Source organism: Polaromonas sp. DSP2-3-2b2 (assembly GCF_049895905.1).
In the GTDB taxonomy this organism is placed as follows: Bacteria; Pseudomonadota; Gammaproteobacteria; order Burkholderiales; family Burkholderiaceae_C; genus Polaromonas.
The window spans coordinates 117,480-144,300 of record NZ_JAFCTH010000001.1 but is presented as its reverse complement, the minus strand read 5'-3'; the positions used below and the strand labels follow the sequence as shown (position 1 = coordinate 144,300).

Here is a 26,821-nt window from a genome sequence, read left to right as displayed (position 1 = left end):
GAAGGTGCATTCATCGGCGCCCCGCCGCTCGGCGGTTCACCGCGTCCGGCGTTGTCACGGTTCTGTCACGGTTTTGTCACAAGCCGACAGCACCCTGCCCCCAGGGATTTCATCGTCAACCAGAAGCGACCACCATGAACAAATTATTCACGCCCACGTCCGCCGCACCGATTGACCCGGATGACCTGGAAAACAACGCCAGTGCCAATGCCAGCCTGCATGACGTGATGGCCGCCCGCATGCACCGCCGCCACGTCCTCAAAGGCGGTGTCGGCGCGCTGACGATGGCCAGCTTGGGCTCGCTGGGCCTGAGCGCCTGCGCCGTTAACCCGCTGGCCTCCGCCTCTAGGCCGGTGCTGGGCTTTGGCGCGGTCGGCAAATCACTGGTGGACCGCGTCACCGTGCCCGAGGGCTACACCGCCACCGTGATCTACGCCACCGGCGACTCCATCGACGCATCGGTTAGCGACTACAAAAACGACGGCAGCGACGGCAATTTTGGACGCCGCAGCGGCGACCACCACGACGGCATGCATTATTTTGGCCTGAGTGCTGACGGCAAGCCCGCCGCCAGCAGCAACAGCCGCGCGCTGATGTGCATCAACCACGAAGCCATCAACGGTACGGTACAGTTCATGCACCCCAAGGGCCAGACCAACCTCGGCGCCAGCGCCGGCCCGCGCCCCGAAGCCGAAACCCTGAAGGAAGTCGAGGCGCACGGCGCATCGGTCGTCGAGATCGCCAAGGCCGGCGGCCGGTTTGGCGTGGTCAAGGCTTCTAGCTTCAACCGCCGCGTCACGCCGCGCACGCCCATGACGCTGGGCGGCCCGGCTCGTGGCTCGGCGCTGCTGAAAACCAAGTATTCGCCTGATGGAACCATGACGCGCGGCATGATCGGCAACTGCGCCAGCGGCTACACGCCCTGGGGCACTTATTTGACCTGCGAGGAAAACTTTGCCGGCTTTTTCCGCCGCAGCGCCACCGACGACGCCCAGCGCAGCGCCAATGAACTGACCGCCTTCAAGCGCATCGGCCTGAACCAGAATGCGCCCGGCGGCCAGCGCTGGGCCACGGTGGTGCCGGCCGATGCGGCCAACACCGAATACGCCCGCTGGGATGCCAGCAAGACCGGCACGTCGGTCGATGGCAGCGACGATTTCCGCAACACCCACAACACCTTCGGCTGGGTGGTCGAGATCGACCCCTACAACCCCAACGCGACGCCGGCCAAGCACACGGCGCTGGGCCGCTTCGCGCACGAAGGCGCTTGGCCGAGCAACCCGGTGGAAGGCCAGCCGCTGGCCTTTTACATGGGCGACGACTCGCGCAGCGAATATGTCTATAAATACGTGTCCAAGGCCGTCTGGTCCGCCGCCGACGCCAACCCGGCCGACCGCATGGCGACCGGCGCCAAGTACCTGGGCGAAGGCACCTTGTTCGCCGCCAAGTTCAATGCCGACGGCACGGGCACCTGGCTCAAGCTCGACCTGAGCAATCCAGCCATCGCTGGCAACGTGGCCTATGCCTTTGCCGACCTGGCCGATGTGGTGGTCAATGCCCGGCTGGCCGCCGATGCCGCCGGCGCCACCAAGTGCGACCGCCCCGAGTGGACGGCGGTGAACCCGGCCAACGGCGAAATCTACATCACCATGACCGAAAACCCCGACCGTGGCAACGTCGGCAGCCTAAGTGCCAACAACCAGCCCAACCCGAATGTGGACCCGGCCTTTCCGCGCTACTGGCTCGACAACAAAGGCGTTTCCTCGCAAAACGCCGCCCCCAGTACGCAAAAGGGCAATGTCAACGGCCAGGTCATGCGCATGCGCGAAACCGGCGACAACGCAGCAGCCACCAGCTTCAACTGGGATATTTTCCTGTTCGGCAGCCAGGCCAGCGCCGACATCGGGCTGGACAACGTCAACTACCAGAAGAACGTCAACTTGTCTAGCCTGAGCGAATTCAACGACCTGTCCAAGCCCGACGGCTGCTGGTTCTCGCGCGCCAGCGGCATCCTGTGGATCGAGACCGATGACAACACCTTCACCGACGTGACCAACTGCATGCTGCTGGCCGCCGTTCCGGGCCGCCACGGCGATGGCGGAAAAGTCGATGTGGTCAACCAGGCCAACGGCAAGCCCGGCGCGGCAGGCACGGCGCCCGTCACCGTCACGACCTTTGCCGGCAAGAAAATGAACGACACCATTTTCAAGCGCTTCCTGACCGCACCCACCGGCTCGGAAGTCACTGGCCTGGCCGAATCGCCCGACGGCCGCGCGCTGTTCATCAACATCCAGCACCCCGGTGAGAACACCTCGGCCGCCACGTACGCGGCCGGCGCGTATGAAAGCAGCTGGCCTGGCAATGGCGCGGGCATTGCCGCCGCCTACGGCCCCGGCGGCGCCACGGCGCGCCCGCGCTCGGCCACGGTGATGATCACGAAAAACGACGGCGGTGTGATCGGGCTGTAAGGTTTTCAGCGGAGGTTTTTTTATGCGGCAGCGGATCGAAAGGTCTCCCGCCGCTGTCGCGTCTGCCGCCAGGGATTTTTTTAGATTTGCGAATGAAATAGAGATTTTGCGCAGGCTGGAAGGGCGCAATATGCTACTGAATTAATAGCTGATTTAGCACATCCGAACGGGGCTATCCATGAAGATGTTCAATAATGTGATTTGAACTTTCATGCGGCATCCTGTGTTGGTTTGATTGGTTCGGGATACTCCAACAGCCCCAAAACGAGTTCAACTAGAAGGAGAAGATGTAGTGAAGGAATTCGAAATAAGAGGAAACCAGCTTCGGATCGAGGCAAAGGCGCTTGTATATGAGTTCATGCAATCCGCGGATCTTTGTCAACCAGGTCGCGAGGGAATTAGGCTGTCTCTCATTTTTCGAGCCTGCGGGTTTGACTGGGGCGAATGCAAGAAAGCAACATCATCAAATCAGCAGTACTGGGTGGTCGCACTCATGCGAAAACTCGAAGATGAGGGTAAGGTCGAAAGGATTTCTGAATCTGGACCGTGGCGTCTTTGCTGAATGCCATCGGTCCTGTCACTTGCTCGGGAACGAGTCTCCATGCCTGGTGGACTGCGGCAAGTCTTGTGCCCATTTTTTATCCATAGTTATCCATGGCAATCCAGCCAAACATTGCAAAATTAATAGCAGCTTGCGAAGGCTGCCATTGCGCAAGAGGCTAAAAACATGCTCAAGCTTGTAACCTGACCGCTCAGGTCCGGGATGAAGCCCAGATTCGGGTGCAGCCCCCACCCCAGCCCTCCCCAGCGGGGAGAGGGAGCACGGCAGGCGGCCGCGCAAAAATCGCGCCTTCAGCGCACCGCGCCCGCGTTGGCCACGGCCAGCGCCGTCATGTTCAAAATCCGCCGCACCGTCGCCGACGGCGTCATCACATGCACCGTGGCGGCCGCGCCCAGCAGGATCGGACCGACCGTGATGCCTTCGCCGCCCGTCACCTTCAGCACGTTGAACAAGATGTTGGCGGCATCCAAGTTCGGGCAGATCAGGATGTTGGCTTCGCCGGTCAGGGTAGTGTCCATCAGCGAGTTGCGGCGAATCGTCTCGGACAGGGCGGCGTCGCCATGCATCTCGCCGTCGCATTCGATGTCGGGCGCCATCTTGGCGAACAACTCGCGCGCCCGGCGCATCTTGAGCGCCGATGCGCGTTTGGACGAGCCGTAGTTGGAGTGCGACAAAAAGGCCACCTTGGGCGGCAGGCCGAAGCGGCGCACTTCGCTAGCGGCCATCAGTGCAATGCTGGCGAGCTGCTCGGCGTTCGGGTCTTCGTTGACGAAGGTGTCGGCGATGAACAGCGTGTGCTTGGGCAGCATCAGCGCATTGAGCGTGGCAAAACCGGGCGCGCCCGCTTTGAGGCCGATGATGTCGCGCACATGGTCCAGGTGCACGTCGAAGCGGCCGTGCAGGCCGCACAGCATGGCGTCGGCGTCGCCCAGCTTGACCATCAGCGCGGCAATGCTGGTGGTCGAGCGGCGCACGGCGGCCTTGGCCGCCTCGGGGCTGACACCTTCGCGGCCCAGCAGCCGGTGGTAGGTTTCCCAGTACTGGCGAAAGCGCGCATCGTCCTCGGGGTTGACGCATTCCACGTCCTTGCCCAGGCGCAGGCGCAGGCCGGCCTTGAGGATGCGCGCCTCGATCACGGCCGGGCGGCCAATCAGGATGGGCGTGGCAATGCCGTCGTCGAGCGCCAGCTGGGCGGCGCGCAGCACGCGCTCGTCCTCGCCCTCGGCATAGGCCACGCGCTTGGCGCTAGAGGCCTGCGCCGCGCCAAACACCGGCCGCATCAGCATGCCGGTTGAATAGACAAAGCGGCTCAGGCTCTGGCGGTAGGCGTCCATGTCCTCAATGGGGCGGGTGGCGACGCCGGACGCTTCGGCTGCCCTGGCCACGGCCGGGGCGATGCGCAGGATCAGGCGTGAGTCAAACGGCGTCGGGATCAGGTAGTCGGGGCCAAAAGAAAGCTCTTGCCCGGCATAGGCGCGGGCCACTTCCTCGCTGATATCGGCCTTGGCCAGGTTGGCGATCTCGCGCACGCAGGCCAGCTTCATGGCTTCGGTGATCTTGGTCGCGCCGCAGTCGAGCGCGCCGCGAAAGATGTACGGAAAGCACAGCACGTTGTTGACCTGGTTCGGGTAGTCCGAGCGGCCGGTGGCAATGATGCAGTCGGGCCGCACCGCCTTGGCCAGCTCGGGCCGGATTTCAGGCTCGGGGTTGGCCAGCGCGAGAATGATGGGCTTGCTGGCCATGGTTTTGACCATGTCTTGCGTCAGCACACCCGGCGCCGAGCAGCCCAGGAACACGTCGGCGCCGTTGACCGCATCGGCCATGGTGCGCTCGTCGCCCGTCTGCGCGAAACGCGCCTTAGATTCGTCAAAACCGCCGGGCCGGCCCTGGTAGATCACGCCCTTGGAGTCGCAGACATAGATGTTCTCGCGCTTGACGCCCAGGCCGACCATCACGTCCAGACAGGCGAGGGCGGCGGCGCCCGCGCCTGAAACCGCGACCCGCACTTCGCCGATCTCCTTGCCGACCAGCTCCAGCCCGTTGAGCAGCGCAGCCGACGAGATGATGGCGGTGCCGTGCTGGTCATCGTGGAACACCGGGATGTTCATGCGCTCGCGCAGCTTTTTCTCGATGTAAAAGCATTCGGGCGCCTTGATGTCTTCAAGGTTGATGCCCCCCAGCGTCGGCTCCATGGCGGCGATGATGTCCACCAGCTTGTCGGGGTCGTTCTCGTCGAGTTCGATGTCGAACACGTCGATGCCGGCGAACTTCTTGAACAGGCAGCCCTTGCCTTCCATCACCGGCTTGGCGGCCAGCGGGCCGATGTTGCCCAGGCCCAGCACGGCGGTGCCGTTGGTAATCACGCCGACCAGGTTGCCACGCGAGGTGAAGTCGTGCGCCAGCGACGGGTCGGCCTGGATGTCCAGGCACGGATAGGCCACGCCGGGCGAATAGGCCAGCGACAGGTCGCGCTGGTTGGACAGGGGCTTGGTGGCGTTGACCGAGATCTTGCCGCGCGTGGGCAGGCGGTGGTAGTCGCGCGCAGCTTCGCGCAGGGCTACTTCGGCGGGGGAAAGAACTTTGTCCATGGTGTCTCCTGATTTTTTGTTGAACTCGTGCAGAGAACGGTAAAGGGTACTGCAAATGCACGGTATCGCATGCCCGACGGTGGCCGCTTTTTGGCTTGCAACGGCCCGAAGGCGGTGTTTTTTGCGCCGCAAGCCAAGCGCTTGAAGCCCGCGCCTGGGCGTCATCGCGACATCATGCGTCAAGGCAACAATCTTTTTTCCGCCACTTTTTTGCTCCATCCATGAATCCCAGTTCAACAAGCGCACCGGGACGCCGCCAGATGCTGGCGCTGATCGCTGGCATAGCCGCCAGCCTGTCGATGCCCGCCGCGCTGGCGCAAGCGCCGTCCACGCCTTCAACGGTGTATCCGGAGCGGGCCGTCCGGATCATCGTGCCCTTTGCGCCCGGCGCGGGCACCGATGCCATGGCCCGGCTGGTGGCCCAAAAGCTCGGCGAGGTCATGCACGCAAGCTTTATCGTGGACAACCGCGCAGGCGCCTCCGGGGCCATCGGCACGCAATACGTGGCGCAGGCCCCGGCCGACGGCTACACGCTGCTGCTGGCCGCGTCGCCCTTCACCACCGTCGCGGCGTCGGTGCCCGGCGCCCGCTACGACCCGTTGCGCCAGTTCACGCCGGTCGGCATGATTGCCACCGGGCCGCTGGTCTGGGCGGCGAACAACGCGCTGCCGGCCAACAGCATGCAGGAGCTGGTCGCACTGGCCCGGCGGCAACCCGGCGTGCTCAATTACGGCTCGGCCGGTGCCGGTGGCGTGAACCACCTGGTGCTCGAACTGCTCAAGACGCGCACCGGCACCTTCATCACGCACATTCCTTACCGGGGCGTGGCGCCGGCCACCATGGACTTGATTGGCGGGCAGATCCAGCTGGTCACCGGCACCATTGCGGCCTTGCTGCCGTTCATCAACAACGGCAGCATCAAGCCGCTGGCGGTCACCAGCGCCAAACGCGCCAGCGCCTTGCCGAATGTGCCCAGCATGAGCGAGGCCGGTCTGGCAGGCTTTGACGTGGTGAACTACTTTGCGCTGATGGCCCCGGTCGGCACCCCGCCCACCATCGTCAACCAGCTGAACGCAGCCATCAACAAGGTCGTGGCGCTGCCCGAAGTGCTGGTCCGCTTCAAGGTCGATGCAGTCGAAGCCGCGCCCGGCTCACCCGCGCAGTTAGGCCAATTCATCGGAGCCGATTACCGCGCCTGGCGCAATGTGGTGAAGACGCAGAACCTGAAGATCGAGTAGCCCGCGCATCTGCGGGCAAGGGAAAGGCTGCAACAGCGGCCTTTCAACAAGCGTCGGGACGACACCTCCCACCCAGCAGGGGCCGCGGAACCGGCTTTGCCGGGCCGCAGGCGCAGCGGCCCCTCGGGGGCAGCGAACCACACGAAGTGGGGAGCGTGGGGGTGACACTTCCCCATCCAGCAGGGGCCGCGGAACTGGCTTCGCCGGGCCGCAGGCGCAGCGGCCCCCCCCGGGGGGCAGGGAGCTACACGAAGTGAGCGACCGTGGGGGCCTTCAGTCCTGCCCCTCAGTCAGCGTGTCCAGCTGAAACTTGCCGCTCTTGTGCCACAGCCAGGTGTCGGTGTAGACCACCTTGCCCAGCCGGACCGGCGCCGGGAAGGGCGAAGCCTGCCGGATGGTGCGTTCAATCTCGGCCATCACTTCGGGCGCATGGCGCGGCGCGCGCATCCAGTCCAGCCGGGTGACGCGGCCGACCCGGTCAATCTCCACATTCATCACGCCCACGGCGTACAGCAGCGGCGGCAGCCTGCCCTTGTAGATACGCTCGGCATTGAGACCGTACAGGTGGCTGGCGCCATCTTCCCGGTAGGCCCGGGGCGACGCCGCCGAGGAATTGCGCGCCGAGCCGCGAGCAGCGGGCACCGGCCCGACGACCCCGGTCGGCTGGGACGGCGCTGAACCGGGGAGGGTCGGAGGCCCCATCTTGCAGGCGCTGGCCACCAGCGCGGCGGCACCCGAGAGCCATCGGAGCAGCCAGAATCGGCGAGGTTTAGATTCAGACATGGGTATATTTTGGTAAGAGTGATTCGGGCCGGGAACCGATATTGCCGTTTTCCATCCGTATGGTTTTTATTTCAGGACGCTTCCATTCATGATTCTCAGCGATTGCGTTCATTGTGCCGAACACTTTTTTGCAGCGCTGGCCCGCCAGCCTGCGGTGCTGGTGCGTGTCGTTTCGACCCAGGGCTCGGTGCCGCGCGAAGCCGGTGCCTGGATGGGCGTGTTTGCCGATTCGGTGGTCGGCACGATTGGCGGCGGCCACCTGGAATTCGAGGCGATGGCGCGGGCGCGAGCCCTTCTGGCGGCGCCCGGCGCTTCCCCCTGCCCGGATGAATCCATGCCCAGGCAAGCGCGGTTTGCGCTTGGGCCTTCGCTGGGCCAGTGCTGCGGCGGCGTGGTGCATCTGGCGTTTGAACGCGTCAGCGCCAGCGACCTGCCGGCGCTGGCGCTGACGCTGGAGATCGCCTTGACGCCGGTGGCGCTGTTCGGCGGCGGCCATGTCGGCCATGCGCTGGCGCGGGTGCTGGCGCCGCTGCCGTTCCGGCTCCGCTGGATCGACAGCCGCGACGGTGTTTTTCCGCAGGACCTGCCGGTGCGCGTGGCCTGCGAGCATTCCGAGCCGGTGCAGTCGGCGGTCGCCGGCCTGGCGCCGCAGTCGCGCGTGCTCGTCATGAGCTTCAGCCATGCCGAAGACCTGGAAATCATCGCCAGTTGCCTGCTGCGCCAGCGCAAGGAGGCCGACCTGCCGTTTGTCGGCCTGATTGGCAGCAAGACCAAATGGGCCACGTTCAGGCACCGCCTGGAGGCGCGCGGCTTCAGCGCCAAAGAACTGGCGCACATCACCTGCCCGATTGGCGTTCCGGGCATTGCCGGCAAGGAGCCCGAAGTGATTGCCGTCGCCGTGGCGGCGCAGTTGTTGCAGACGCTTGGCGAGCCGCAGGGACGCGCGTGACGCTAGGTACATGCTATGCAATCAATAGCTGATTACGCAAGCAGCGCTTGCGCAAAAGAACTATTTGGTCATGAAAACCAAAGATTTCCAAGCCTGCCTGGGTTTGCGGCATCAATGCGCTGCGCTTTCAAAAGGTTCAGGTGTGAAGGACGACTGCTGTCGGTCTGGCGCGGCACAATCCGCTCTGGAGACACCCATTTCATGACCACAACACGCTTTTGTTCCATTTCCGACGTGCGCGCGCAGCCGCGCCAGTTTCTCGACCATCTGTTCCAGGCCGCCGTTACGCGCGCCCTGCCGCTGGCCAACACCGCCCGGTTTTTGCCCGAGCCGCCCACGCTTGAAAGCGGCGGCCGCGCGATTGTGATTGGCGCGGGCAAGGCCGGCGGCGCGATGGCGCAGGCGGTCGAGGCGCTCTGGCCGGCGGACGCACCGCTTGAAGGCCTGGTCGTGACGCGTTATCACCATGTGCCGCCGCGGCCCGAGGGCCTGGCGCAGCGCATCGAGGTCGTCGAGGCCTCGCATCCGGTGCCCGATGAAGCCGGGCAGGTGGCGGCCGAGCGCATCCTGGCGATGGTCCAAGGCTTGACTGAGCACGACCTGGTGCTGTGCCTGATCTCGGGCGGCGGCTCGTCGCTGCTGGCCTTGCCGGCCGAGGGGCTGAGCCTGGAAGAAAAGCAGGCCGTCAACAAGGCCTTGCTGGCCAGCGGCGCGAGCATCGGCGAGATGAACTGCGTGCGCAAGCACCTCTCGCGCATCAAGGGCGGCCGCTTGGCTGCCGCCTGCGCGCCGGCTAGAGTCGTCACGCTGACCATCAGCGACGTGCCGGGTGACGACCCGTCGGTCATTGCCAGCGGCCCGACCGTGCCCGACGCCAGCTCTTGCGCCGACGCGGTGGCCATCTTGCAGCGCTACGGCATCGACGTGCCCGGCGGCATCATGAGCCTTTTGGAGCAGGGCGCGCTCGAAACCCCCAAGCCCGGCGACCCGCTGTTCGACGGCCATGAAGTCCACCTGATTGCCACGCCCCGGCAAAGCCTGCAAGCCGCCGCCGAAGCCGCCCGCGCTGTAGGTCTGGCGGCTTATATCCTGAGCGACGAGATGGAAGGCGAGTCGCGTGAGGTCGGCAAGGTGCATGCCGCGCTGGCCCGCGCCGTGGCGCAGACCGGCGAGCCGTTCCAGAAACCGTGCGTGATCCTGAGCGGGGGTGAAACCACGGTGACCATCCGCAAGCAGCCGCCGGGCACGCCCAAGGGACGCGGCGGTCGCGCCGGCGAGTTCTGCGTGGGCCTAGCGCTGGCGCTGCAGGGGCAAAGCAGCGTATTTGCGCTGGCGGCCGACACCGACGGCATCGACGGCGTCGAGGACAACGCCGGCGCTTTCGTCGCGCCCGACACGCTGCAACGCGCGCTGGCCGCCGGCATGAAGCTGGACCAGTTCCTGGACCGCAACGACGCCTATGGCTACTTTGAAAAGCTCGATGACCTGGTCATCAGCGGGCCGACCTTCACCAATGTCAATGACTTCAGGGCGATATTGATTTTGTAATCAAGCCCCTCTGACTTCCGGCTTGTGATGTCGCGCCCTACGCGTCTGCCGCGATGTCCCGGCGCATCAGCACAAGCACCAGGCGGGCAAACCAGGCCAGAGCGACGGCTGCCGCAATCCAGACCAGTCCTTGCCCCAGCCTTTCCTGGTCGCCGAGCAGGTAGGCATTGCACAGGCGCACCGGCGAACTCTCGAAAAGGTAACCGACAACCACCGTCATCGGCAACACATTGCCCAGAAAAAATCCCTGCACCAGCAAGCCCGCTGGCTGCCACGACAACTGCACAGCCGCGCCGCACACCAGCAGCGCCAGGAATTTGGCCAGCTCGACCCAAGCATCGACCAGCGCGAGGTCCAGCAGGCGGGGAATCATCAGGAGGGCCAGCAACAGGGCGGCGGCCAACAGGCCGGTGATGCCGTGGCCGTTCCAGCGATTCATGCGCTCGACCCAGTGCTGCCCCAAGCTGGCGGCCAGCCCGAAACCGGCGAGGGCCAGCAAGGGAAACTGCACCAGCATGTGCCGGGTCATGCTGGCTTCAAGCCAGTCGCGCGCTGCAGGCAGGGCCAGCAGGCCGAGCAAAAGGCCTGCGGCCGGGAGGCGCCATGCGAGCCAGGCCGGCGGCAGCCAACTCATGGCGAAACCGCGCTGGCCAGGTGGCGGGCGTAGTCGAGCGCGAGCTGCTGCTCGGCATAGTCAAAAATGCGCACCAGCCGGCCGCGCTGATCGACCACCAAGAGCGCCGCGTTGTGCTCGAAATCGCCGCGCCCATCGGGCACCACCACCACCTGAAAGTCGGCCAGCAGACGCTGGGTGTCTTGCGCGTCAGGCAGGCGGGCGAATTGCCAAAACTGTGGGTCGGCGCTCAGGCGCGCTGCATAAGCCTGCAGCACCAGCGGGTTGTCGTGCTGCCCGTCAAAGCTGATCGACAGCAGTTTCACCCGCTGCGCCGGGGCACCGGGTGCGCTGGCCGCTGCCTGCAGCGTCGCCTGCATCTGCTGGTAGACGCTGCCGAGCGCCAGGCACACGGTCTGGCAGCGGGTATAGACAAAATCAACCAGCGTGACCGACTGCCCGTCCGCCAGGAATTGCGACAGCGGCTGGGGTCTCAAGCCCGGGCCGTCGATCTTCAGCGCAGGCGCGGCAATCGGTTGCAGGGCCACTTCAAGCCGCCGCGCGCCTTCTGCCGTCCAGACCTGGAAATCATGCGTGAGCCAAGCTGAACCGGCATACGCGGCCAGGGCCAGCAAGGCGCTCAGCAAGGCGGAGCGGAACATCAGGCCGGCTGCGCCGTGTGCGTGAAGCGGCGCCGCTCGGGACCGGTCGGGGTGAAAAGGCGCACGCTGGTTTTCATAAAAATAGCTCAGGGCGCCTTGGCCGTCAGCGCCTTGAGCTCGGCACCGCCGTTGAACGGCGTGCTGCGGTCGCTGGCCTTGCGTTCGGCCTCAAACAGCTCTGGCTTGATGGCGCCAGCCTTGTTCGACCATTCGGCGCGAACGTAGCTGGCCACGGCAGCGAGTTCATTGTTGCCGAGCTGCTTGAAGGACGGCATGGCGCCTTTGTAGGTGTTGCCCATCACCGTAATTTCGCCAGAAATTCCGTGCAGCAGGATGTTGACCAGCGTGCGCTCGTCGCCCACCACCCATTCGGAGCCGTCCAGCGGCGGAAACACCCCCGGCAAGCCCTTGCCGGTCGCCTGGTGGCAGGCCGCGCAATTAACGCTGAAGACCTGCTTGCCATCAGCCACGGCACCCGGCGCCCCGGCTGCGGGCGCCCGCAGGTCAGCCAGTGTGCGCCGGTCGCCCATGTCAAGCTGGCCAAACGGTTCAGACAACAGGATGTAAGCCACGCCAGAGAGCACCACCGCCAGCGTGATGAGCGCAACGATGATCGGAATGGGCCGGTCGAGCTCAGACGGGTCTTCTTCTTCGCGCTGCTGGGCTTGCCGGCGAGTTTCTGATTTGTTCCACATTTTTTCAGCCTCGCGATCAGGGTTTGGGGGCCGGCGGCAACACCGGATAGGTGTGGTTAAGCGACAAAAGGTATTTCACCAGATCAAGCGCTTCTGGCGTCGGCACCACCACCTGGCCGACGTTCGGACCATAGGCCGGGGGTAGGCTCAAAGGCTGCTCGCCTTCGCTTTCGGCCTCCTTGGCATCCTTGACGTTGAACAGGAAGGGGTAGGACGGCATGATGGAGCCCGGCGTGTAGGCGCGCGGCTGGTAGAGGTGGCCCAGATGCCAGTCCTTGCTGGGCTGGCGCGCCCCGATGTTGAACAGGTCCGGCCCGGTCCGCATGCTGCCCAGCAGGTGCGGCTTGTCGTAGGTGTAGTCGCCCGGCACCGAAGCGCGGCCCCAGCCGCGCGCAAAGTCCGGGCCGAACTGGCGGTCGCGCGGCTGCTGGCTGTGGCAGTAAACGCAGCCGTTGGCAATGTAAACCGCCCGCCCGCGCAATTCGGCGCTGGTGTAGGGCTGCAGGCCGGGCGGCGGCTTGATGTCGCGCACCTCCATGTAAGGCATGACCACCAGTGCGGCCGTGGCCACTGCCAGGGCCACCATGGCGCCGGAAACCAGCTTGACATCATTGTCCATAGCGAAGCTCTTTTTTGTTGTTTTGCAGGAAAAGGGCCGCGCCGGTGCGTGTCGGTCCAAATCGCAGTGCCATGGCCAGGAAGTGGCCGACGAAGACGATGTGGGCCAGCACCATCAGGCTGCCGCCGACGCTGCGCCATTTGAGGTAGGGCAGGGTCAGCGTGACCGAGTCCATGAAGGGCCTGGCCGCGTCCAGCATGGCGACGCCCTGCAGCCAGCCGCCAATCGACAGGCCTGTGAAGTAGATGGAAATGCCGACCACCGAGAGCCAGAAATGCAGCGTGATCAGCCGTGGGTAGGGCCATTCCCAGTTCAGCACGCGCGGCATCATGAAATAAATCGCACCGAACAGCACCATCGTGACAAACGCATAAGCGCCCAGGTGGGCATGCGCCACCGTGAAGTGCGTGAAGTGCGCGATCTGGTTGACGCTGCGCAGCGCTTCGAGCGAGCCCTGCACCGAAGACGCAAAGTACATCAGGCCGCCAAACATCATGAAGCGCAGCGTTGGCGAGTAGCGCGCCAGATGCATGCGCCCCTTGAGCGTGCCGCCCATGTTGATGCTGAAGGCCACGACCGGAATCACCATCATGATGCTTTGCACGATCGACAGCGTCGTCAGCCAGCCCGGCACCGGGCCGCCAATCAGGTGATGGCCACCCACTTGGCCGTAGAAGAATGCCAGCGTCCAGAATCCCAGCAGCGACAGGTTGTAGGAGCGGATCGGGCGGCCGATGATCTTGGGTAAAAAGTAGTAAATCGCGCCCACGCTGACTGGCGTGAACCACAGCCCCAGCACGTTGTGCCCGTACCACCAGTTGGTGGTGGCCTGCTGCACGCCGGTGTGCACGCCCGGCAGCTTGCCGACCAGGAACAGCAGCGCAATCCACAGCAGCGCCGCCACCATGTACCAGACGCTCACGTACAAGTGCTCGACCTTGCGGTTCACCAAGGTGAACAGCACCGGCAAAATCACCAGCACAAAGCCGACAAAAATGAGGATGGCGATTTGCCATGGAATTTCGAGGTATTCCATGCCGTCGGTCCAGCCTGCCGAGATGGCGCCAATGGCAGCGGCAATGCCCATGTTGATGAGCGCGCCGCCCAGCATGGCCCAGATTGCACCGTGCAGCCGCGTGCGCAGCAGGCGCGGCAGCAGCCACAGGATCATGCCCAGCGCGGCATTGCTGATCCAGCCGTAGAGCACAGCGGTCAGGTGCACCGTGCGGATGCGGCCAAAGGTCAGCCAGGCCTGGTCGGTCAGCCAGTCGGGCTGGTGCAGCTTGATCGATGAGGTCAAGCCGGCGATCGAGCCCAGCAGCAGCCAGAAGCAGGCAAAGGCGATGAACATGAAGACCGGAAAGGCGCTCGACTGGTCAGACGTGATGCGGTCCTGCAGTTCGGCGGCGTCAGCCGCATGCACCTCAATGCCGCCTTTCTTGACCGCCTGCTGCATCGCAGCTTGCGCGTCGTCCGGAAGCGCCGGGTCGTCCACCTGTCCGATCTCGCCGCGCGCAAAGATTACCGACGCGGCGGCCGGGTTTTCGACCAGCAGTCCTTTGCGCAAAGACCAGATGAAGACGAACAGGCCAATGATCGACAGCAAAAATGCGCCCAGCAGGCTCAGGATGGCGCTGTCCATCATGCGTTTCCTGCCGGCGCCGGCACAGCCTGGGCCGCCTGGCCAGTGTTGCAGCCATGCGAACTAAAAGCGCCAGGAGCGGGCTTGCGTTTGCAGCAAGGCTGGGAGGTGAAGGCTTGGGTTTTCATACGGTTCCTGATGGGATGGGTAATGCATGCTTCATGCACCGGCGGGGCAGGGCGGGCTCAATTCCAGCGCCGTGCTGGCTTTCAGGAAAAATGCGGCCGGGGCGCGGCGGCTGAGGCTGGATCAAGGGCCAAAACTGTATTCATGCCGGCTCGCCTGACGGCAGGCGCTGGCCCTGCTTCATCTGGTAGCCGTACCACAGACTTTGGGCAATGCGCTTGGCCAGGTCCTTGGCGCGCTCTGCCAGGGCGGCATTCGGCAGGGCGTCGGTGGTTTGCCCAAAGAGCAGCAGCCAGCGCTGGAACAACTCGATCGTCAGGCCTGGCAGTGCCGCATGCTTTGGCATGGGCGCGCCACGAAACCGGGCGGTCCCCCGCAGCGCCGACGACCAGAAATCGACCATCGTGGGCAAATGCGTGTTCCAGTCCTTCACGTGGCGGTTGAAAACGGGCCCGAGCACCTCGTCTTTGCGCACCCGGTCGTAAAACCCATAAACCAACTGGACGATTTCGTCTTCGGTGCATAAATCGGCGCTTGGCATCAGGGGGTTCCTCCGGGGGGCAGTTGGGGCTGGTGGATGACATGGTCCCCGCCAAAAAGATGGATTTTCGAGGGAGCTTATCACTCGACAATCAACCATGCGGCGGCGAGGGCTTGGCAGTTTCAGGGTGAAAAAAGCAGAGCTGGCGCTTTTCCCACAGGCTTTCGTAATGCCCAAGGAGACCGCATGTTGCATGCGTTTCGGGCCGGCTGTCGTTCCTGAAATGCTATTAAGTTGATAGCTGTTTACGCTTGTATTCATTGCGCCGCAGCCTATTTTGTGCAAGAAGCCAAGGCCTGTGCGCTGGCTTGCCGCCATGTGCAAACGTGTCTTTCATTACTGCGCCATGGCGGCCTTGGCGTCATCGGCAGCGCGGTCGATGGATGACCCATCCGGCATCGCCGCCTACACGCAGGCGCGGCGTTTGGCTCTGGGCTGCCCTGGACGGTGTTTTTGTCGCAAAGCGCGCGATTCCTCCGCTAGCTACAGCCTGGCCGGCGCGTCAGCTGGCCAGGGGCGAGGTGATTTCGTCGATGCGCGCCATCACCTCGGGCGTCAGTTGGGCAATGACGTCCACGGCGGCCAGATTTTCTTTCAACTGTGAAAGTTTCGATGCCCCGGTGATCACGGAACTGACGCGGGGGTTGCGGGCCACCCAGGCAATCGCCATCTGGCCCAGACTGCACCCCAAGTCGCCAGCGACGGCTTCGAGTTGTGCGACCGCGCAATTCCTGGCGGCGTCGGTGAGGTCCTTGACCAGAAACTCCATCCCTTCAAGCGCCCCGCGGCTGCCTGCCGGGACGCCGTTTCGGTATTTGCCGGTCAGCAAGCCGCCGGCCAGCGGGCTCCAGGTGGTCAGCCCCAGCCCGATGTCTTCGTAAAGCCGGCTGTATTCCTGCTCAACGCGCTTGCGGTGAAACAGGTTGTACTGGGGTTGCTCCATCACCGGTTTATGCAGGTGGTGCCGATCGGCAATGTCCCAGGCGGTGCGAATCTCGTCGGCCGACCATTCGCTGGTGCCCCAGTACAGCGCCTTGCCGCGGCTGATCATGTCGCTCATCGCCCAGACGGTTTCCTCGATGGGCGTGCGGGGGTCCGGTCGATGACAGTACACCAAGTCTATGAAATCCAGGCCCATGCGCTTGAGGGAGCCGTCGATGGCCTGCATCAGGTACTTGCGATTGAGCGTGTCCTTGTGGTTGACCGGTTGGGCATCGCGGTCCAAACCCCAGAAAAACTTCGTCGAAACGATGTAGCTCAGCCGTGGCCATTGCAACGCCTTGATGGCTTCGCCCATGACGACCTCGCTTCTGCCACGGGCATAGGCTTCGGCATTGTCAAAGAAGTTGACGCCGGCATCCGACGCTGCAGCCAGCATCTCGCGGGCAGCCGCCACATCCACCTGGTTGTGGTAAGTCACCCAGGAGCCCAGAGAAAGCTCGCTGACCTGCAGGCCACTGCAGCCAAGACGTCGGTATTGCATGAGGTTGCCTTGCTGTGGGGAAAACAATCAGCAAAGGCTAACAGACCGGCCAGGGCTACATCACTTGCAAAGGCCCTACGCCTGCAAAGCCTGTCGGACTTCTTTCTCTTCAATCGAGCGTGCAGCGCCAAAGCCGGCGACTTGCCGGGCGCCTTTGAGTTCGATGGCCACAAACCTGAAATCGCCCAGCTGCGTCATGAATTCAGCCTCTGGAAACCTCGCCAGATACGCCGCCCGGCAGGCGTTCCAGTCCGGGCTGCCGACATCCAGCGTTCGTGCGATGCCGTCCAGCGTGACGCGTGGCAAAGCGTGCACCGGCTCACCTTGCACCTCGGGCTGCATCATCAGCAGTGACACTTTCGGTCGGGCTTGCAGGTTGCCGGTGTGGGCCGCCAACCCGCTCACATGAATGACCAGGCAACCCAGCGTCGGCTCCATGGCGTAGGGAACCATGGAGACGAAGGGCGCGCCGTCATCGCCCAGGGTTCCCATGGCCGCAATTCGCCTTGAGTGCAACAGCGTGCGCAGCGCCAGGGTCAGTCTGGATTCGTGAGACACAAGGGCTTCCCTCAAAAAAATGGATGTCCCAGCATAGGCCAAACGTGGCACGGCAAAAGCCCTTGCTTGCCTGCCGGCCGCAGACGGCCGGACGCCTCACCGCGCCCCGGCCCGGGAATCAGAAACGGTGGCGAACGCCAACGCCGACGCTGTTGCCGGTGGATTTGTTGGTGATGCGGTCGTTCATGTACATCGCATACACGTCGGTGCGCTTGGACAGGTTGAAGTCGTAGCCCAGCGTGGCGGTGGTGCGTTTCACGCCGGTCTGCGACAGCTTGGTGCTGACCCTGTCCACCAGCACCTTGCCGAACAGGTGAAGGCGCCGATCGCCCGGCATCGCTATGGACGGTTCGCAACAAAGGTAGCGAACTCGTATCCCTGCATTGCTGGAACGCAAGTAATGTGCCTAAGTTTTTCCCGAACCGTGGGCGTGTTCTCTTGCGAGATCGCCCACGGTTGCGAGCTCAGGCGTGCAGTCGCCCCAATGCCTTCAACACGTTTTCCGGCGTGGCGGGCGCTTCCAGTTGCACGCGTTTTCCCGGCCGCGCCGACGCCACAGCATCCCGCAGCGCCTCGAACACGCTGATCGCCAGCATCAACGGCGGCTCGCCGACGGCCTTGCTGCCAAACACATTGTCCTCGCGGTTGGGCTCGGGCCACAGGTCCACCTTGAAGTGCTCGGGCACATCGCCGGTGGTTGGAATCTTGTAGGTGCTGGGGGCGTGGGTGGTCAGCAAGCCGCGTTCGTTCCAGACCAGCTGCTCGGTGGTCAGCCAGCCCATGCCCTGCACGAAGCCGCCTTCGATCTGGCCGATGTCGATCGCCGGGTTGATGGAGTTTCCCACGTCGTGCAGGATGTCCACCTTCAGCACGCGGCTTTCCCCGGTGAGCGTGTCAATCGCTACTTCGGTGCAGGCCGCACCGTAGGCGAAATAGTAAAACGGCCGGCCGCTCAAGGTGGCCTTGTCGTAGTGGATCTTGGGCGTGCGGTAAAAGCCGTCGCTCCAGAGCTGGATACGGTTGGCGTAGGCCAGCTTGACGACCTCGGTGAACGGCCGGCTGCCGGCTGGTGTCGTCACCATGCCGCCCTGAAAACGTACGGCGCCCGCGCCGCAGCCGTCCAGTCCGGCGACGAACTGCGCCAGGTTGTCACGAACATTGCGGGCGGCGTATTGTGCTGCTCTGGCATTCAAGTCCGTGCCGGCCGATGCGGCAGTCGCCGAGGCATTCGGCACCTTGCCGGTGTCGCTGGCCGTCGCCAGAACCTGCTCGAACGCAATGCCGAGTTCGTCGGCGACGATCTGGCAGACCTTGGTGTTCAGGCCCTGGCCCATTTCGGTGCCGCCATGGTTGACCTGGCACGAGCCGTCGGTGTACACATGCACCAGCGCGCCGGCCTGGTTGAACAGCGTGGCGGTGAAGGAGATGCCGAACTTGACCGGCGTCAGGGCCATGCCGCGCTGGATGATCGAATTGCTTGCGTTCCATGCCGAAATAGCCTGTTTGCGGCGTCGATATTGTGCAGACAGCTCCAGTTTTGATAGCAACGGCTCCAGGATGTTGTCCTCGACCAACATCCGGTAATGCGTCACGTCGCGCTCGCCAATGCCGTACAGGTTGCGCCTGCGCACATCGAGCGGGTCCAGGCCGAGCTGGCGCGCAATGTCGCCCATGATGGTCTCGATCACGATCATGCCCTGCGGCCCGCCAAAGCCCCGGAACGCGGTGTGGCTCTGGGTGTTGGTCTTGCAGCGGTAGGAGGCGATCTCGACATCTTCCAGGAAATAGGCGTTGTCGGCATGGAACACGGCGCGGTCGGCCACCGGGCCGGACAGGTCGGCGCTGAAGCCGCAGTTCACCGCCATCAAGAGCTTGAGGCCGGTGACGCGGCCGCTGTCGTCAAAACCGACGGTGTAGTCATAGGCAAACGGATGGCGCTTGCCGGTGACCAGGAAGTCGTCGTCGCGGTCCATGCGCAGCTTGACGGGTTTCTTCAGCTTGCGCGCGGCAATCGCCGCCCAGACCGCCATGTGGCCCGACTGCGTTTCCTTGCCGCCGAAGCCGCCACCCATGCGCCGGCATTCGACGCGCACCGCATGGTTGTCAATGCCCAGCGCATGCGACACCCAGTGCTGGATCTCGCCCGGATGCTGTGTGCTGGAATACACCAGCCACTGGTTCTGCTCCTGCGGCACGACATAGGCGATCTGGCCTTCAAGGTAGAAATGCTCCTGGCCGCCGACCTCCAGCGTGCCGTGCAGCATGTGCGCCGCCATTTTGAGCGCGGCCCCGGCATCGCCGCGCCTGACGAACACCGGCGGCAGCACGTAGCTTTGCGCCTTCAGCGCGTCATGCACGTTCAAAATGGCGGGCAGCGCGTCGATCTGGCATTTCACCTGCCGGGCCGCGCGCCGCGCCTGCATCACCGTGTCGGCCACGACCACGCCGATCACCTGGCCGATGTGCTGCACCGTATCGAGCGCAAACACCGGCTCGTCGTGCGAGAAATTGCTCAGCAGCGGGTCGCCGGGAATGTCGCGTGCCAAGACTACAGCGCGAACGCCGGGCATCGCCAGCGCGGCCGCCGTATCGACGCTTAGGAGCCGGCCGTGGGCAACGGTGGACAAAATCGGCGCGGCATGCAGCGTGCCCTTGATCTCGGGAATGTCGTCCACATAGGTGGCCGCGCCCTGGACCTGCGCGCGGGCGCTTTCGTGAAAGCGCGACGTTCCGGCCGCCTGCGGCGCGGGCGGCGGGCTGACGGCGGCCGGCTGCGGGCTGGCCAGCCGGTCGGCATGCGCATTGGCGTTGACCACGTCCGGGTCGGCGACTTCATCGCGGCTCAGGGAGAATTCGTTGTCCATGGTCATGCCCTTTCTTCCAGAACGAAAGATTCCAGGTTGATCTGCTGCACGCCCTGGCTCTCCAGCCAATAGCGCTGCAGCAGGTTGCCCAGCACTTCGCTGCGGTAGCTTGCCGAGGCCCGCATGTCGGACAGCGGCGAAAACTCGGCGCGCAGTACCGCCATGGCGCCTTGCACCGTGGCTAGCGTCCAGGGTTGGCCGGTCAGGAACGTTTCAGTCTGGAAGGCCCGGGCCGGCGTGGCCGCCACGCCGCCTGCGCCGATGGAAGCACGGGTCACGATGCCTTTTTCAATTTGCAAGTTGATGGCCAGGCAGACGGCGGAAATGTCGTCGTCGTAGCGTTTGGAGATTTTGTAAATGCGCAGGAATTCGGGTCGCCCCTCACCCCCGCCCTTTCCCCGAAGGGGCGAGGGAGCAAGAGGGGTCGGCAGCTTGCGATGGTCTGTCCCGGTTTTAACTCCCTCTCCCTCTGGGAGAGGGCAGGGGTGAGCGCTCCCCGGCTTCGGTACCCGAATAAATGCCAGCACTTCATCCGCCGCCATCACGTTGGTGCGATAGCCGGTGTACAAATTTTCCAGCGGCATCTCACGCCGGCCGCGCCCGCTCACCAGCACGATCCGCGCCCGCAGCGCAATCAGCAGCGGCATCGAGTCGCCAATCGGCGAGCCGTTGGCGATGTTGCCGCCCAGCGTGCCCGAGTTGCGCACCGGCAGGCCGGCAAAGCGGCTGGCGAAGGGGTGCAGCTGCGGCCGGTCGTTCGCCAGCGCGGCAAATGCGTCGGCCAGCGTCACGGCCGCGCCAATCAACAACTGGTCGGGCTGGTCTTCAATGTGGCGCAACTCTTCCACCTGGGTCAGGTCGATGACCTCGTCAAGCTGGCGGTGCTGCTTGGTCACCCACAAGCCCACGTCGGTGCAGCCGGCCACCAGCTGCGCCGCCGGATGCGCGGCGCGAAGCCTGAGCAGTTCGGCCAGCGTGTACGGCAATTTATAAGCCGAATCAGGCTCCTGCGCATAGCCCGCCTGCGCAAGCAGCTCCAGTTTTGATAGCAGCGTGTTCTCGTCAAGCACCACTGGCGGCAGGCTGGCCATGTGCTGCGCGGCGTCCAGGATGGGCCGGTAGCCGGTGCAGCGGCACAGGTTGCCCGAGAGTTCCTCTTGCGCCATCGCCCGCGTGACGGGCTCGCCCCGGCTGACATGGTTGTGGTACATGCCGAACAGGCTCATGACGAAGCCTGGCGTGCAAAAGCCGCACTGGCTGGCGTGGCAGTCCACCATGGCCTGCTGCGCTGGATGAAGTGTTGGCTCAGCCCTGACTTCCTCGCCAGCCGGGGCCGCGGAACCGGCTTCGCCGGGCCGCTGGCGCAGCGCCCCCTCGGGGGGCAGCGCAGTACGCGAAGCGACAAGCGTGGGGGCAATATCCTCGACCGTCCACAGCGCCATGCCGTCAATCGAATGCGCCAGCCGGATGCAGCTGTTGACCGCGCGCAGTCGCAGCGCGCCGTCCTCGATCTGGCCGAGCACGACGGTGCAGGCGCCGCAGTCGCCTTCGCCGCAGCCCTCTTTGGTGCCGGTGCAGCCGAGGTCTTCGCGCAGCAGCTCCAAAACGGTGCGTTCGGGTGGTACATTGCCGAGATTGACCACTTCGCCCTTGCGGATGAAGCGGATGTTTTTGACAGCGGGCTGAACAGCGAGAGGGTGGATGGTCATGGAAATCAGGTTAAAACAATCGGGCCGTGCGCTGCCTGCAGCGCTTCATATTACCCGCCAGGGTAGGCAGGTATCAGCGCTCCGGCATGCCAAGCGCTCGATGCCGCCGGCGTGGCATCAAGCTTGCTGCAAGCTTTGCGCCAAGGCTGGCAGCCAGCATGCAAAGCAAGGAAAATGCCGCGCTGCCAAGCGTGCTTTCCCATGACCCCAGTGCTCTTAAAAAAATAGCTGACTACGCCCGTAACGTAAGCGTATAAAGGCTAAAAGCCTTAAAAAAACAAGATATCCAGATCACCAGAATGCCCTTGACTGCTCCCTCCACCTTCGCGGCCTCCGGCGCGGCCCCGACGCCCCGGCTGCAGCTTGCCGGCATCAGCAAAAGCTATCCCGGCGTGGTCGCCAACAGCGACATTGCCCTTGACGTGCTGCCCGGCCAGATCCATGCGGTGCTGGGCGAGAACGGCGCCGGCAAGTCCACGCTGATGAAGATCATCTACGGCTCGGTCAAGCCCGACGCCGGCAGCATGGCCATCGACGGCCAGCCGGTTACCGTGCGCAATCCGCAGGAGGCACGCGCGCTGGGCATCAGCATGGTGTTCCAGCATTTCAGCCTGTTCGACACCTTGACCGTGGCCGAAAACGTCTGGCTCGGGCTGGGCAAGCATTTGACCCTGGCCGAGGTGTCCCGGCGCATCCTGGAAACCACCCAGGCCTATGGTTTGCAGCTTGACCCGACGCGGCCGGTGCACACGCTCAGCGTGGGCGAGCGCCAGCGGGTCGAGATCGTTCGCGCGCTGATGACCCACCCCAAGCTGCTGATCCTGGACGAACCGACGTCGGTGCTCACGCCGCAGGCGGTGGAAAACCTGTTCGTCACCTTGCGCAAGCTGGCAGCCGAGGGTTGCAGCATCTTGTACATCAGCCACAAGCTGCACGAAATCCGCGCGCTGTGCACCGCCTGCACGGTTTTGCGCGGCGGCAAGGTCACCGGCGAATGCGACCCGCGCGAGGAATCGAATGCGTCGCTCAGCCGCCTGATGATCGGCGCCGAGCCGCCCGCGCTGGAGCGTCGCATTGTCAAAACCGGCGACATCGTGCTCGATGTGAAGCAGCTCGACCTGGCCAGGGAAGACCAGTTCGGCGTCGATCTGAGCCAGGTGGCGCTGCAGGTGCGCGCCGGCGAGGTGGTCGGCATTGCCGGGGTCTCGGGCAACGGCCAGAAGGAACTGCTGTACGCGCTGTCGGGCGAGGACACGCGCGCCGCGAGCGACGCGATCACCGTCAGGGGGCAAAGTGCCGGCCGGATGAGCCCGGCGCGCCGCCGCCAGCTCGGCCTGCATTTCGTTCCCGAGGAACGGCTGGGGCGCGGCGCCGTGCCGACCCTGTCACTGGCGCGCAACCTGCTGCTCACGCGCCGGGATGCGGTGTCTTCCAGCGGCTGGATCAGCGGCGGCAAGCTGCTGGCACAGGCCCGGCAGACGATCGAGCGCTACAAGGTCAAGTGCGGCGGACCGCAGGCGGCGGCCAAGTCGCTGTCGGGCGGCAACCTGCAAAAATTCATCATGGGCCGCGAGATCGATGCCGGCCCGGCGCTGCTGATCGTCTCGCAGCCGACCTGGGGCGTCGATGTGGGCGCGTCCAGCCAGATTCGCGGCGAACTGCTCAAGCTGGCCGGCGCCGGCTGCGCGGTGCTGGTGGTCAGCGAGGAACTCGACGAACTGTTTGAAATCTGCGACCGGCTGTATGTCATGGCCAAGGGCCAGCTGTCGCCTTCGCTGCCGCGTGCCGACGCGACGGTGGAAAAGGTCGGCTTGTGGATGAGCGGCCTGTGGGCCCCTGCCGCCACTGCGGGGAGTGCGGCATGAAGCTCGAAATCAGGCCGCAGCCGTCGTCCTTCTGGAGCTACGCCTCGCCCATCCTGGCGCTGCTGCTGACCGTGGCCATCGGCATTGCTTTGTTCCTGGCGCTGGGCAAGGACCCGGTCAAGGGCCTGCAGGTGTTTTTCTGGGAACCCGTCAGGTCGCCCTATGCCATCGGCGAATTGCTGGTCAAGGCCACGCCGCTCCTGATCATTGCGCTGGGGCTGGCGGTGTGCTTTCGCTCGAATGTCTGGAACATCGGCGCCGAGGGGCAGTTCGTCATCGGCGCGCTGGCGGCGGGCGGCGTGGCGCTGCTGGCCGACAAGACCACCGGGCCGTGGATCATTCCGGCCATCTTGCTGGCGGGTGTGCTGGGCGGCATGTTCTGGGCGGGCATCACCGCGTTTTTGCGCGACCGCTTCAATGCCAACGAAATCCTGGTCAGCCTGATGCTGGTTTATGTGGCCGGCCTGATCCTGAACTACATGGTGTTCGGCCCGTGGAAAGACCCGAACGGCTACAACTTTCCGCAGACCAAGAACTTCGAGGCCGTCACGCAGATTCCCCGGCTGATGGCCGGCTCGCGGGTGACGATTGGCATTGTGCTGGCGCTGGTCGGCGTGGGCGCACTGTGGCTTTACCTCTACCGCACCTATGCTGGCTTTGCGCAGGAAGTCAGCGGCCTGGCGCCGGCCGCCAGCCGTTACGCCGGGTTTTCGTCGCGCCGCGCGCTGTGGGTGGCGCTGTTGGTCTCGGGCGGCGCGGCCGGGCTGGCCGGTGCGCTGGAAGTGGCCGGGCCGATTGGCCAGCTCACGCCCTATGTGCCGGCGGGCTATGGCTTTGCTGCCATCATCGTCGCCTTTGTCGGCCGGCTGCATCCGGTCGGCATGGTGTTTTCAGCCCTCTTGATGAGCATGTTCTACATCGGCGGCGAACTCGCGCAGTCGCGCCTGGGCCTGCCCAAGTCGATCACCGGCGTGTTCCAGGGGCTCTTGTTGTTCAACCTGCTGGCCTGCGACACCCTGATTGCCTATCGCCTGCGGCTGTCCCGGCCGCTTCCCCTTTCCGCCCAAGGAGCCCGCTGATGGATTCCACCGCCTTGCTGCTGGCCTCGACCCTGAGCGCTGGCACCGTGCTCGCCATTGCCTCGCTCGGCCTGCTGATCAATGAAAAAGCCGGCATCGTCAACCTTGGCGCCGAGGGCATGATGCTGTGCGCCGCCATCGCCGGCTTTGCCACGGTGGTGCACACCGGCAACACCTGGCTGGGCTTTGCCGCCGGCATGGCGGCCGGAGCTGGTCTAGCGGCCATTTTTGGCGGGCTGGTGATCTGGCTGGGCACCAACCAGTACGCCACCGGGCTGGCGCTGACCTTGTTTGGTGCGGGCTTTTCGGCCTTTGCCGGCATCAACTATGTGCAGGAAAAGCTGCCCGAACAAACGCTTTACCCGATTCCGTGGCTGGCCGACCTTCCCTTCATCGGCCCGGCGCTGTTTCGCCAGCATCCGATGGTCTACATCGCGATGGCGCTGACCGCCGGGCTGATCTGGTTCTTGTACCGCACGCGCGCCGGCCTGGTGCTGCGCTCGGTCGGCGAAAGCCCCGAGTCGGCGCATGCGCTGGGCTACCCGGTGCGGCGCATCCGCCTGGCCGCCGTGGTCGCGGGTGGCGCGCTGTGCGGGCTGGCCGGCGCTTATGTGTCGGTGGTCTACACGCCGCTGTGGGTCGAGGGCATGATTGCCGGCAAGGGCTGGATCGCGCTGGCGCTGACGACCTTTGCCACCTGGCGCCCGGCCCGGGTCTTGCTTGGGGCCTACCTGTTCGGCGGCGTGACCATGCTGCAGTTTCACCTGCAGGGGCTGGGCGTCGATGTGCCGCCGCAGTTTTTGTCGATGCTGCCCTACCTGGCGACCATCGTGGTGCTGGTGCTGATTTCGCGCAATCCGCTGTGGATCCGCATCAACATGCCGACGTCCATCGGCAAGCCGTTTTACCCTGGAGCCTGAGTTTTTCGCGCCCGATAATGGCGCTTTCCCAACCCTGGCGCGACCGATTTTTTTGACCCTTGAACGAAAGTGACATGACATGACAGACCTGCAAAAACGTTCCCTGCTCAAGCTGGCGGCCCTTTCGGCGGTGGCTGCGGCCGCCCTCGCGGGTTGCGGCAAGAAAGAGGAAGCGGCGCCTGCGCCCGCACCGGCGCCAACCGCTGCTGCCCCGGCCAAGGCCGCACCCCTGAAAATCGCGTTCGCCTATGTCGGCCCGGTCGGCGACGGCGGCTGGACCTACGCGCATGACAACGGCCGCAAGGCGGTCGAAAAGGAATTTGGCGACAAGGTTGTCACGAGTTTTGTCGAAAAAGTTCCCGAGTCGGCCGATGCCGAGCGCGTCATCCGCGACATGGCATCTCAAGGCGCGCAGCTGGTTTTTGGCACCACCTTCGGCTACATGGAGCCGATGCTCAAGGTCGCCGCCGACCTGAAGGATGTCAAGTTTGAGCACGCCACCGGCTACAAGACCGCCGCCAACCTGCGCACCTACGACAGCCGCACCTACGAAGGCGCCTACATGGCCGGCGTCGTGGCCGGCAAGATGAGCAAGACCGGCACGCTGGGCGTGGTCGGCTCGGTGCCGATCCCCGAGGTCGTTCGCAACATCAACAGCTTCACGCTGGGCGCGCAGTCGGTGAATCCGAAAATCACCACCAAGGTGGTCTGGGTCAACGAATGGTTCAACCCGCCCAAGGAAACCGAAGCCGCCACGGCGCTCATCAACGGCGGCGCCGACGTGCTGTTCCAGAACACCGACTCGTCGGCCGTGCTGCAGACCGCCGAGAAAATGGGCAAGCGCGCCTTCGGCTGGGATTCGGACATGACCGCCTATGGTCCCAAGGCCCACCTGGCATCGGCCGTGATCAACTGGGGTCCGTACTACGTCAAGTCCGTGGGCGAGGCGCTCGAAGGCAAGTGGACCGGCGGCACCTCGGCCTGGTGGGGCGTGAAGGAAGGCGCGATTGACCTGGTGTCCATCGCCGCCGACGTTCCCGAAGACACCAAAAAGCGCATCGACGAAGTCAGGGCAGGCCTGAAGGACGGCAGCTTTTCCATCTGGAAAGGCCCGATCATGGACAACACCGGCAAGGAGCTGGTAGCCAAGGACGTGGTCGCCGACGACAAGTTCCTCGGCGGCCTGAAGACCTATGTCAAGGGCGTCGAAGGCAAGGTTCCGGGCGGCTGATCTCCGGTTGCGCCCTTTTCCCGTTGGGGGAGGACGGCAAAACAGAGATACTTGCGGGCTGCCTTCGGGCAGCCTTTT

General features: G+C 64.5%; 20 protein-coding genes and 1 pseudogene. 8 read left to right on the top strand and 13 right to left on the bottom strand.

Annotated features, from left to right (window positions below; genetic code table 11):
* Window positions 1-134: 134 nt before the first annotated feature.
* Window positions 135-2,468: a PhoX family protein gene (locus ACP7AD_RS00700; RefSeq protein ID WP_426145104.1), complete on the top strand. Its 2,334-nt coding sequence runs from the start codon at window positions 135-137 to the stop codon at window positions 2,466-2,468.
* An 852-nt stretch (window positions 2,469-3,320) separates the two neighbouring features.
* Here ACP7AD_RS00700 and ACP7AD_RS00695 read toward each other — a convergent pair.
* Window positions 3,321-5,618, bottom strand: coding sequence for an NADP-dependent malic enzyme (locus tag ACP7AD_RS00695; protein ID WP_426145103.1), 2,298 nt, complete (start codon window positions 5,616-5,618; stop codon window positions 3,321-3,323).
* Window positions 5,619-5,839: 221 nt separating this feature from the next.
* Between ACP7AD_RS00695 and ACP7AD_RS00690 the strand changes: the two genes are divergently transcribed.
* Window positions 5,840-6,856, top strand: coding sequence for a tripartite tricarboxylate transporter substrate binding protein (locus tag ACP7AD_RS00690; protein ID WP_426145101.1), 1,017 nt, complete (start codon window positions 5,840-5,842; stop codon window positions 6,854-6,856).
* A 273-nt stretch (window positions 6,857-7,129) separates the two neighbouring features.
* Here the strand turns inward: ACP7AD_RS00690 and ACP7AD_RS00685 are convergent, their stop codons facing one another.
* Window positions 7,130-7,639, bottom strand: a complete 510-nt coding sequence (locus tag ACP7AD_RS00685) for a hypothetical protein (RefSeq protein ID WP_426145100.1) — start codon at window positions 7,637-7,639, stop codon at window positions 7,130-7,132.
* 88 nt (window positions 7,640-7,727) lie between these two features.
* Here ACP7AD_RS00685 and xdhC point away from each other — a divergent pair, with 88 nt between their 5' ends.
* Both xdhC and ACP7AD_RS00675 read left to right on the top strand, forming a co-directional pair.
* Window positions 7,728-8,588, top strand: a complete 861-nt coding sequence (gene xdhC / locus ACP7AD_RS00680; protein ID WP_426145098.1) for a xanthine dehydrogenase accessory protein XdhC — start codon at window positions 7,728-7,730, stop codon at window positions 8,586-8,588.
* 201 nt (window positions 8,589-8,789) lie between these two features.
* Window positions 8,790-10,136 carry a glycerate kinase type-2 family protein gene (locus ACP7AD_RS00675; protein WP_426145097.1) on the top strand — a complete coding sequence of 449 codons (1,347 nt, stop codon included), beginning with the start codon at window positions 8,790-8,792 and terminating at the stop codon, window positions 10,134-10,136.
* A gap of 37 nt (window positions 10,137-10,173) precedes the next feature.
* On the opposite strand, the gene ACP7AD_RS00670 is transcribed toward ACP7AD_RS00675, so the two are convergent.
* From ACP7AD_RS00670 to ACP7AD_RS00620, 11 genes and pseudogenes are all read right to left on the bottom strand, one after another.
* Window positions 10,174-10,770 carry a hypothetical protein gene (locus ACP7AD_RS00670; protein ID WP_426145096.1) on the bottom strand — a complete coding sequence of 199 codons (597 nt, stop codon included), beginning with the start codon at window positions 10,768-10,770 and terminating at the stop codon, window positions 10,174-10,176.
* On the bottom strand, window positions 10,767-11,411 hold the full coding sequence (locus tag ACP7AD_RS00665; protein ID WP_426145094.1) for an SCO family protein: 645 nt from the start codon (window positions 11,409-11,411) through the stop codon (window positions 10,767-10,769). Before ACP7AD_RS00665 ends, ACP7AD_RS00670 begins: the two co-directional genes overlap by 4 nt.
* Window positions 11,412-11,497: 86 nt before the next feature.
* Complete coding sequence (locus ACP7AD_RS00660) at window positions 11,498-12,106, bottom strand: c-type cytochrome (protein ID WP_426145092.1); 609 nt, start codon at window positions 12,104-12,106, stop codon at window positions 11,498-11,500.
* Between the two features lie 16 nt (window positions 12,107-12,122).
* The gene (locus ACP7AD_RS00655; protein ID WP_426145090.1) at window positions 12,123-12,725 is read right to left on the bottom strand and encodes a cbb3-type cytochrome c oxidase subunit II; all 603 of its coding nucleotides are present in this window, start codon (window positions 12,723-12,725) and stop codon (window positions 12,123-12,125) included.
* Window positions 12,715-14,367, bottom strand: a complete 1,653-nt coding sequence (locus ACP7AD_RS00650) for a cbb3-type cytochrome c oxidase subunit I (protein WP_426145257.1) — start codon at window positions 14,365-14,367, stop codon at window positions 12,715-12,717. The genes ACP7AD_RS00655 and ACP7AD_RS00650 overlap by 11 nt, the downstream gene beginning before the upstream one ends.
* A 268-nt stretch (window positions 14,368-14,635) precedes the next feature.
* Complete coding sequence (locus ACP7AD_RS00645; protein WP_426145089.1) at window positions 14,636-15,034, bottom strand: group III truncated hemoglobin; 399 nt, start codon at window positions 15,032-15,034, stop codon at window positions 14,636-14,638.
* Window positions 15,035-15,536: 502 nt separating this feature from the next.
* Window positions 15,537-16,517 (bottom strand): potassium channel beta subunit family protein, encoded by a 981-nt coding sequence (locus ACP7AD_RS00640; RefSeq protein ID WP_426145088.1) that lies wholly within the window; start codon window positions 16,515-16,517, stop codon window positions 15,537-15,539.
* A gap of 75 nt (window positions 16,518-16,592) precedes the next feature.
* On the bottom strand, window positions 16,593-17,075 hold the full coding sequence (locus ACP7AD_RS00635; protein WP_426145086.1) for a HugZ family protein: 483 nt from the start codon (window positions 17,073-17,075) through the stop codon (window positions 16,593-16,595).
* A gap of 118 nt (window positions 17,076-17,193) precedes the next feature.
* Window positions 17,194-17,331, bottom strand: a pseudogene (locus ACP7AD_RS00630) (porin); the annotation flags it as partial.
* Window positions 17,332-17,539: 208 nt separating this feature from the next.
* Window positions 17,540-19,945 (bottom strand): xanthine dehydrogenase molybdopterin binding subunit, encoded by a 2,406-nt coding sequence (gene xdhB / locus ACP7AD_RS00625; RefSeq protein ID WP_426145084.1) that lies wholly within the window; start codon window positions 19,943-19,945, stop codon window positions 17,540-17,542.
* Entirely contained in the window at window positions 19,942-21,648 is a 1,707-nt protein-coding gene (locus tag ACP7AD_RS00620; protein ID WP_426145082.1) for a xanthine dehydrogenase small subunit, read from the bottom strand. Before ACP7AD_RS00620 ends, xdhB begins: the two co-directional genes overlap by 4 nt.
* Window positions 21,649-21,947: 299 nt before the next feature.
* Between ACP7AD_RS00620 and ACP7AD_RS00615 the strand changes: the two genes are divergently transcribed.
* The 4 genes from ACP7AD_RS00615 to ACP7AD_RS00600 all read left to right on the top strand — a co-directional run bounded on the left by ACP7AD_RS00615 (window position 21,948) and on the right by ACP7AD_RS00600 (window position 26,743).
* Entirely contained in the window at window positions 21,948-23,513 is a 1,566-nt protein-coding gene (locus ACP7AD_RS00615) for an ABC transporter ATP-binding protein (RefSeq protein ID WP_426145081.1), read from the top strand.
* The gene (locus ACP7AD_RS00610) at window positions 23,510-24,592 is read left to right on the top strand and encodes an ABC transporter permease (RefSeq protein ID WP_426145079.1); all 1,083 of its coding nucleotides are present in this window, start codon (window positions 23,510-23,512) and stop codon (window positions 24,590-24,592) included. Before ACP7AD_RS00615 ends, ACP7AD_RS00610 begins: the two co-directional genes overlap by 4 nt.
* Window positions 24,592-25,512 (top strand): ABC transporter permease, encoded by a 921-nt coding sequence (locus ACP7AD_RS00605; RefSeq protein WP_426145078.1) that lies wholly within the window; start codon window positions 24,592-24,594, stop codon window positions 25,510-25,512. The genes ACP7AD_RS00610 and ACP7AD_RS00605 overlap by 1 nt, the downstream gene beginning before the upstream one ends.
* Window positions 25,513-25,591: 79 nt before the next feature.
* Window positions 25,592-26,743, top strand: coding sequence for a BMP family ABC transporter substrate-binding protein (locus ACP7AD_RS00600; protein WP_426145077.1), 1,152 nt, complete (start codon window positions 25,592-25,594; stop codon window positions 26,741-26,743).
* The last annotated feature ends 78 nt before the right edge of the window (window positions 26,744-26,821 follow it).

Coding starts and splice junctions, on each gene's coding strand:
- ACP7AD_RS00695 (WP_426145103.1), bottom strand. CDS start 5,618: ATGGACAAAGTTCTTTCCCCCGCCGAAGTAGCCCTGCGCGAAGCTGCG.
- ACP7AD_RS00640 (WP_426145088.1), bottom strand. CDS start 16,517: ATGCAATACCGACGTCTTGGCTGCAGTGGCCTGCAGGTCAGCGAGCTT.
- ACP7AD_RS00670 (WP_426145096.1), bottom strand. CDS start 10,770: ATGAGTTGGCTGCCGCCGGCCTGGCTCGCATGGCGCCTCCCGGCCGCA.
- ACP7AD_RS00615 (WP_426145081.1), top strand. CDS start 21,948: ATGCCCTTGACTGCTCCCTCCACCTTCGCGGCCTCCGGCGCGGCCCCG.
- ACP7AD_RS00675 (WP_426145097.1), top strand. CDS start 8,790: ATGACCACAACACGCTTTTGTTCCATTTCCGACGTGCGCGCGCAGCCG.
- ACP7AD_RS00610 (WP_426145079.1), top strand. CDS start 23,510: ATGAAGCTCGAAATCAGGCCGCAGCCGTCGTCCTTCTGGAGCTACGCC.
- xdhB (WP_426145084.1), bottom strand. CDS start 19,945: ATGACCATGGACAACGAATTCTCCCTGAGCCGCGATGAAGTCGCCGAC.
- ACP7AD_RS00665 (WP_426145094.1), bottom strand. CDS start 11,411: ATGTTCCGCTCCGCCTTGCTGAGCGCCTTGCTGGCCCTGGCCGCGTAT.
- ACP7AD_RS00605 (WP_426145078.1), top strand. CDS start 24,592: ATGGATTCCACCGCCTTGCTGCTGGCCTCGACCCTGAGCGCTGGCACC.
- ACP7AD_RS00600 (WP_426145077.1), top strand. CDS start 25,592: ATGACAGACCTGCAAAAACGTTCCCTGCTCAAGCTGGCGGCCCTTTCG.
- ACP7AD_RS00650 (WP_426145257.1), bottom strand. CDS start 14,367: ATGGACAGCGCCATCCTGAGCCTGCTGGGCGCATTTTTGCTGTCGATC.
- ACP7AD_RS00655 (WP_426145090.1), bottom strand. CDS start 12,725: ATGGACAATGATGTCAAGCTGGTTTCCGGCGCCATGGTGGCCCTGGCA.
- ACP7AD_RS00660 (WP_426145092.1), bottom strand. CDS start 12,106: ATGTGGAACAAATCAGAAACTCGCCGGCAAGCCCAGCAGCGCGAAGAA.
- ACP7AD_RS00685 (WP_426145100.1), bottom strand. CDS start 7,639: ATGTCTGAATCTAAACCTCGCCGATTCTGGCTGCTCCGATGGCTCTCG.
- ACP7AD_RS00620 (WP_426145082.1), bottom strand. CDS start 21,648: ATGACCATCCACCCTCTCGCTGTTCAGCCCGCTGTCAAAAACATCCGC.
- ACP7AD_RS00700 (WP_426145104.1), top strand. CDS start 135: ATGAACAAATTATTCACGCCCACGTCCGCCGCACCGATTGACCCGGAT.
- ACP7AD_RS00645 (WP_426145089.1), bottom strand. CDS start 15,034: ATGCCAAGCGCCGATTTATGCACCGAAGACGAAATCGTCCAGTTGGTT.
- xdhC (WP_426145098.1), top strand. CDS start 7,728: ATGATTCTCAGCGATTGCGTTCATTGTGCCGAACACTTTTTTGCAGCG.
- ACP7AD_RS00690 (WP_426145101.1), top strand. CDS start 5,840: ATGAATCCCAGTTCAACAAGCGCACCGGGACGCCGCCAGATGCTGGCG.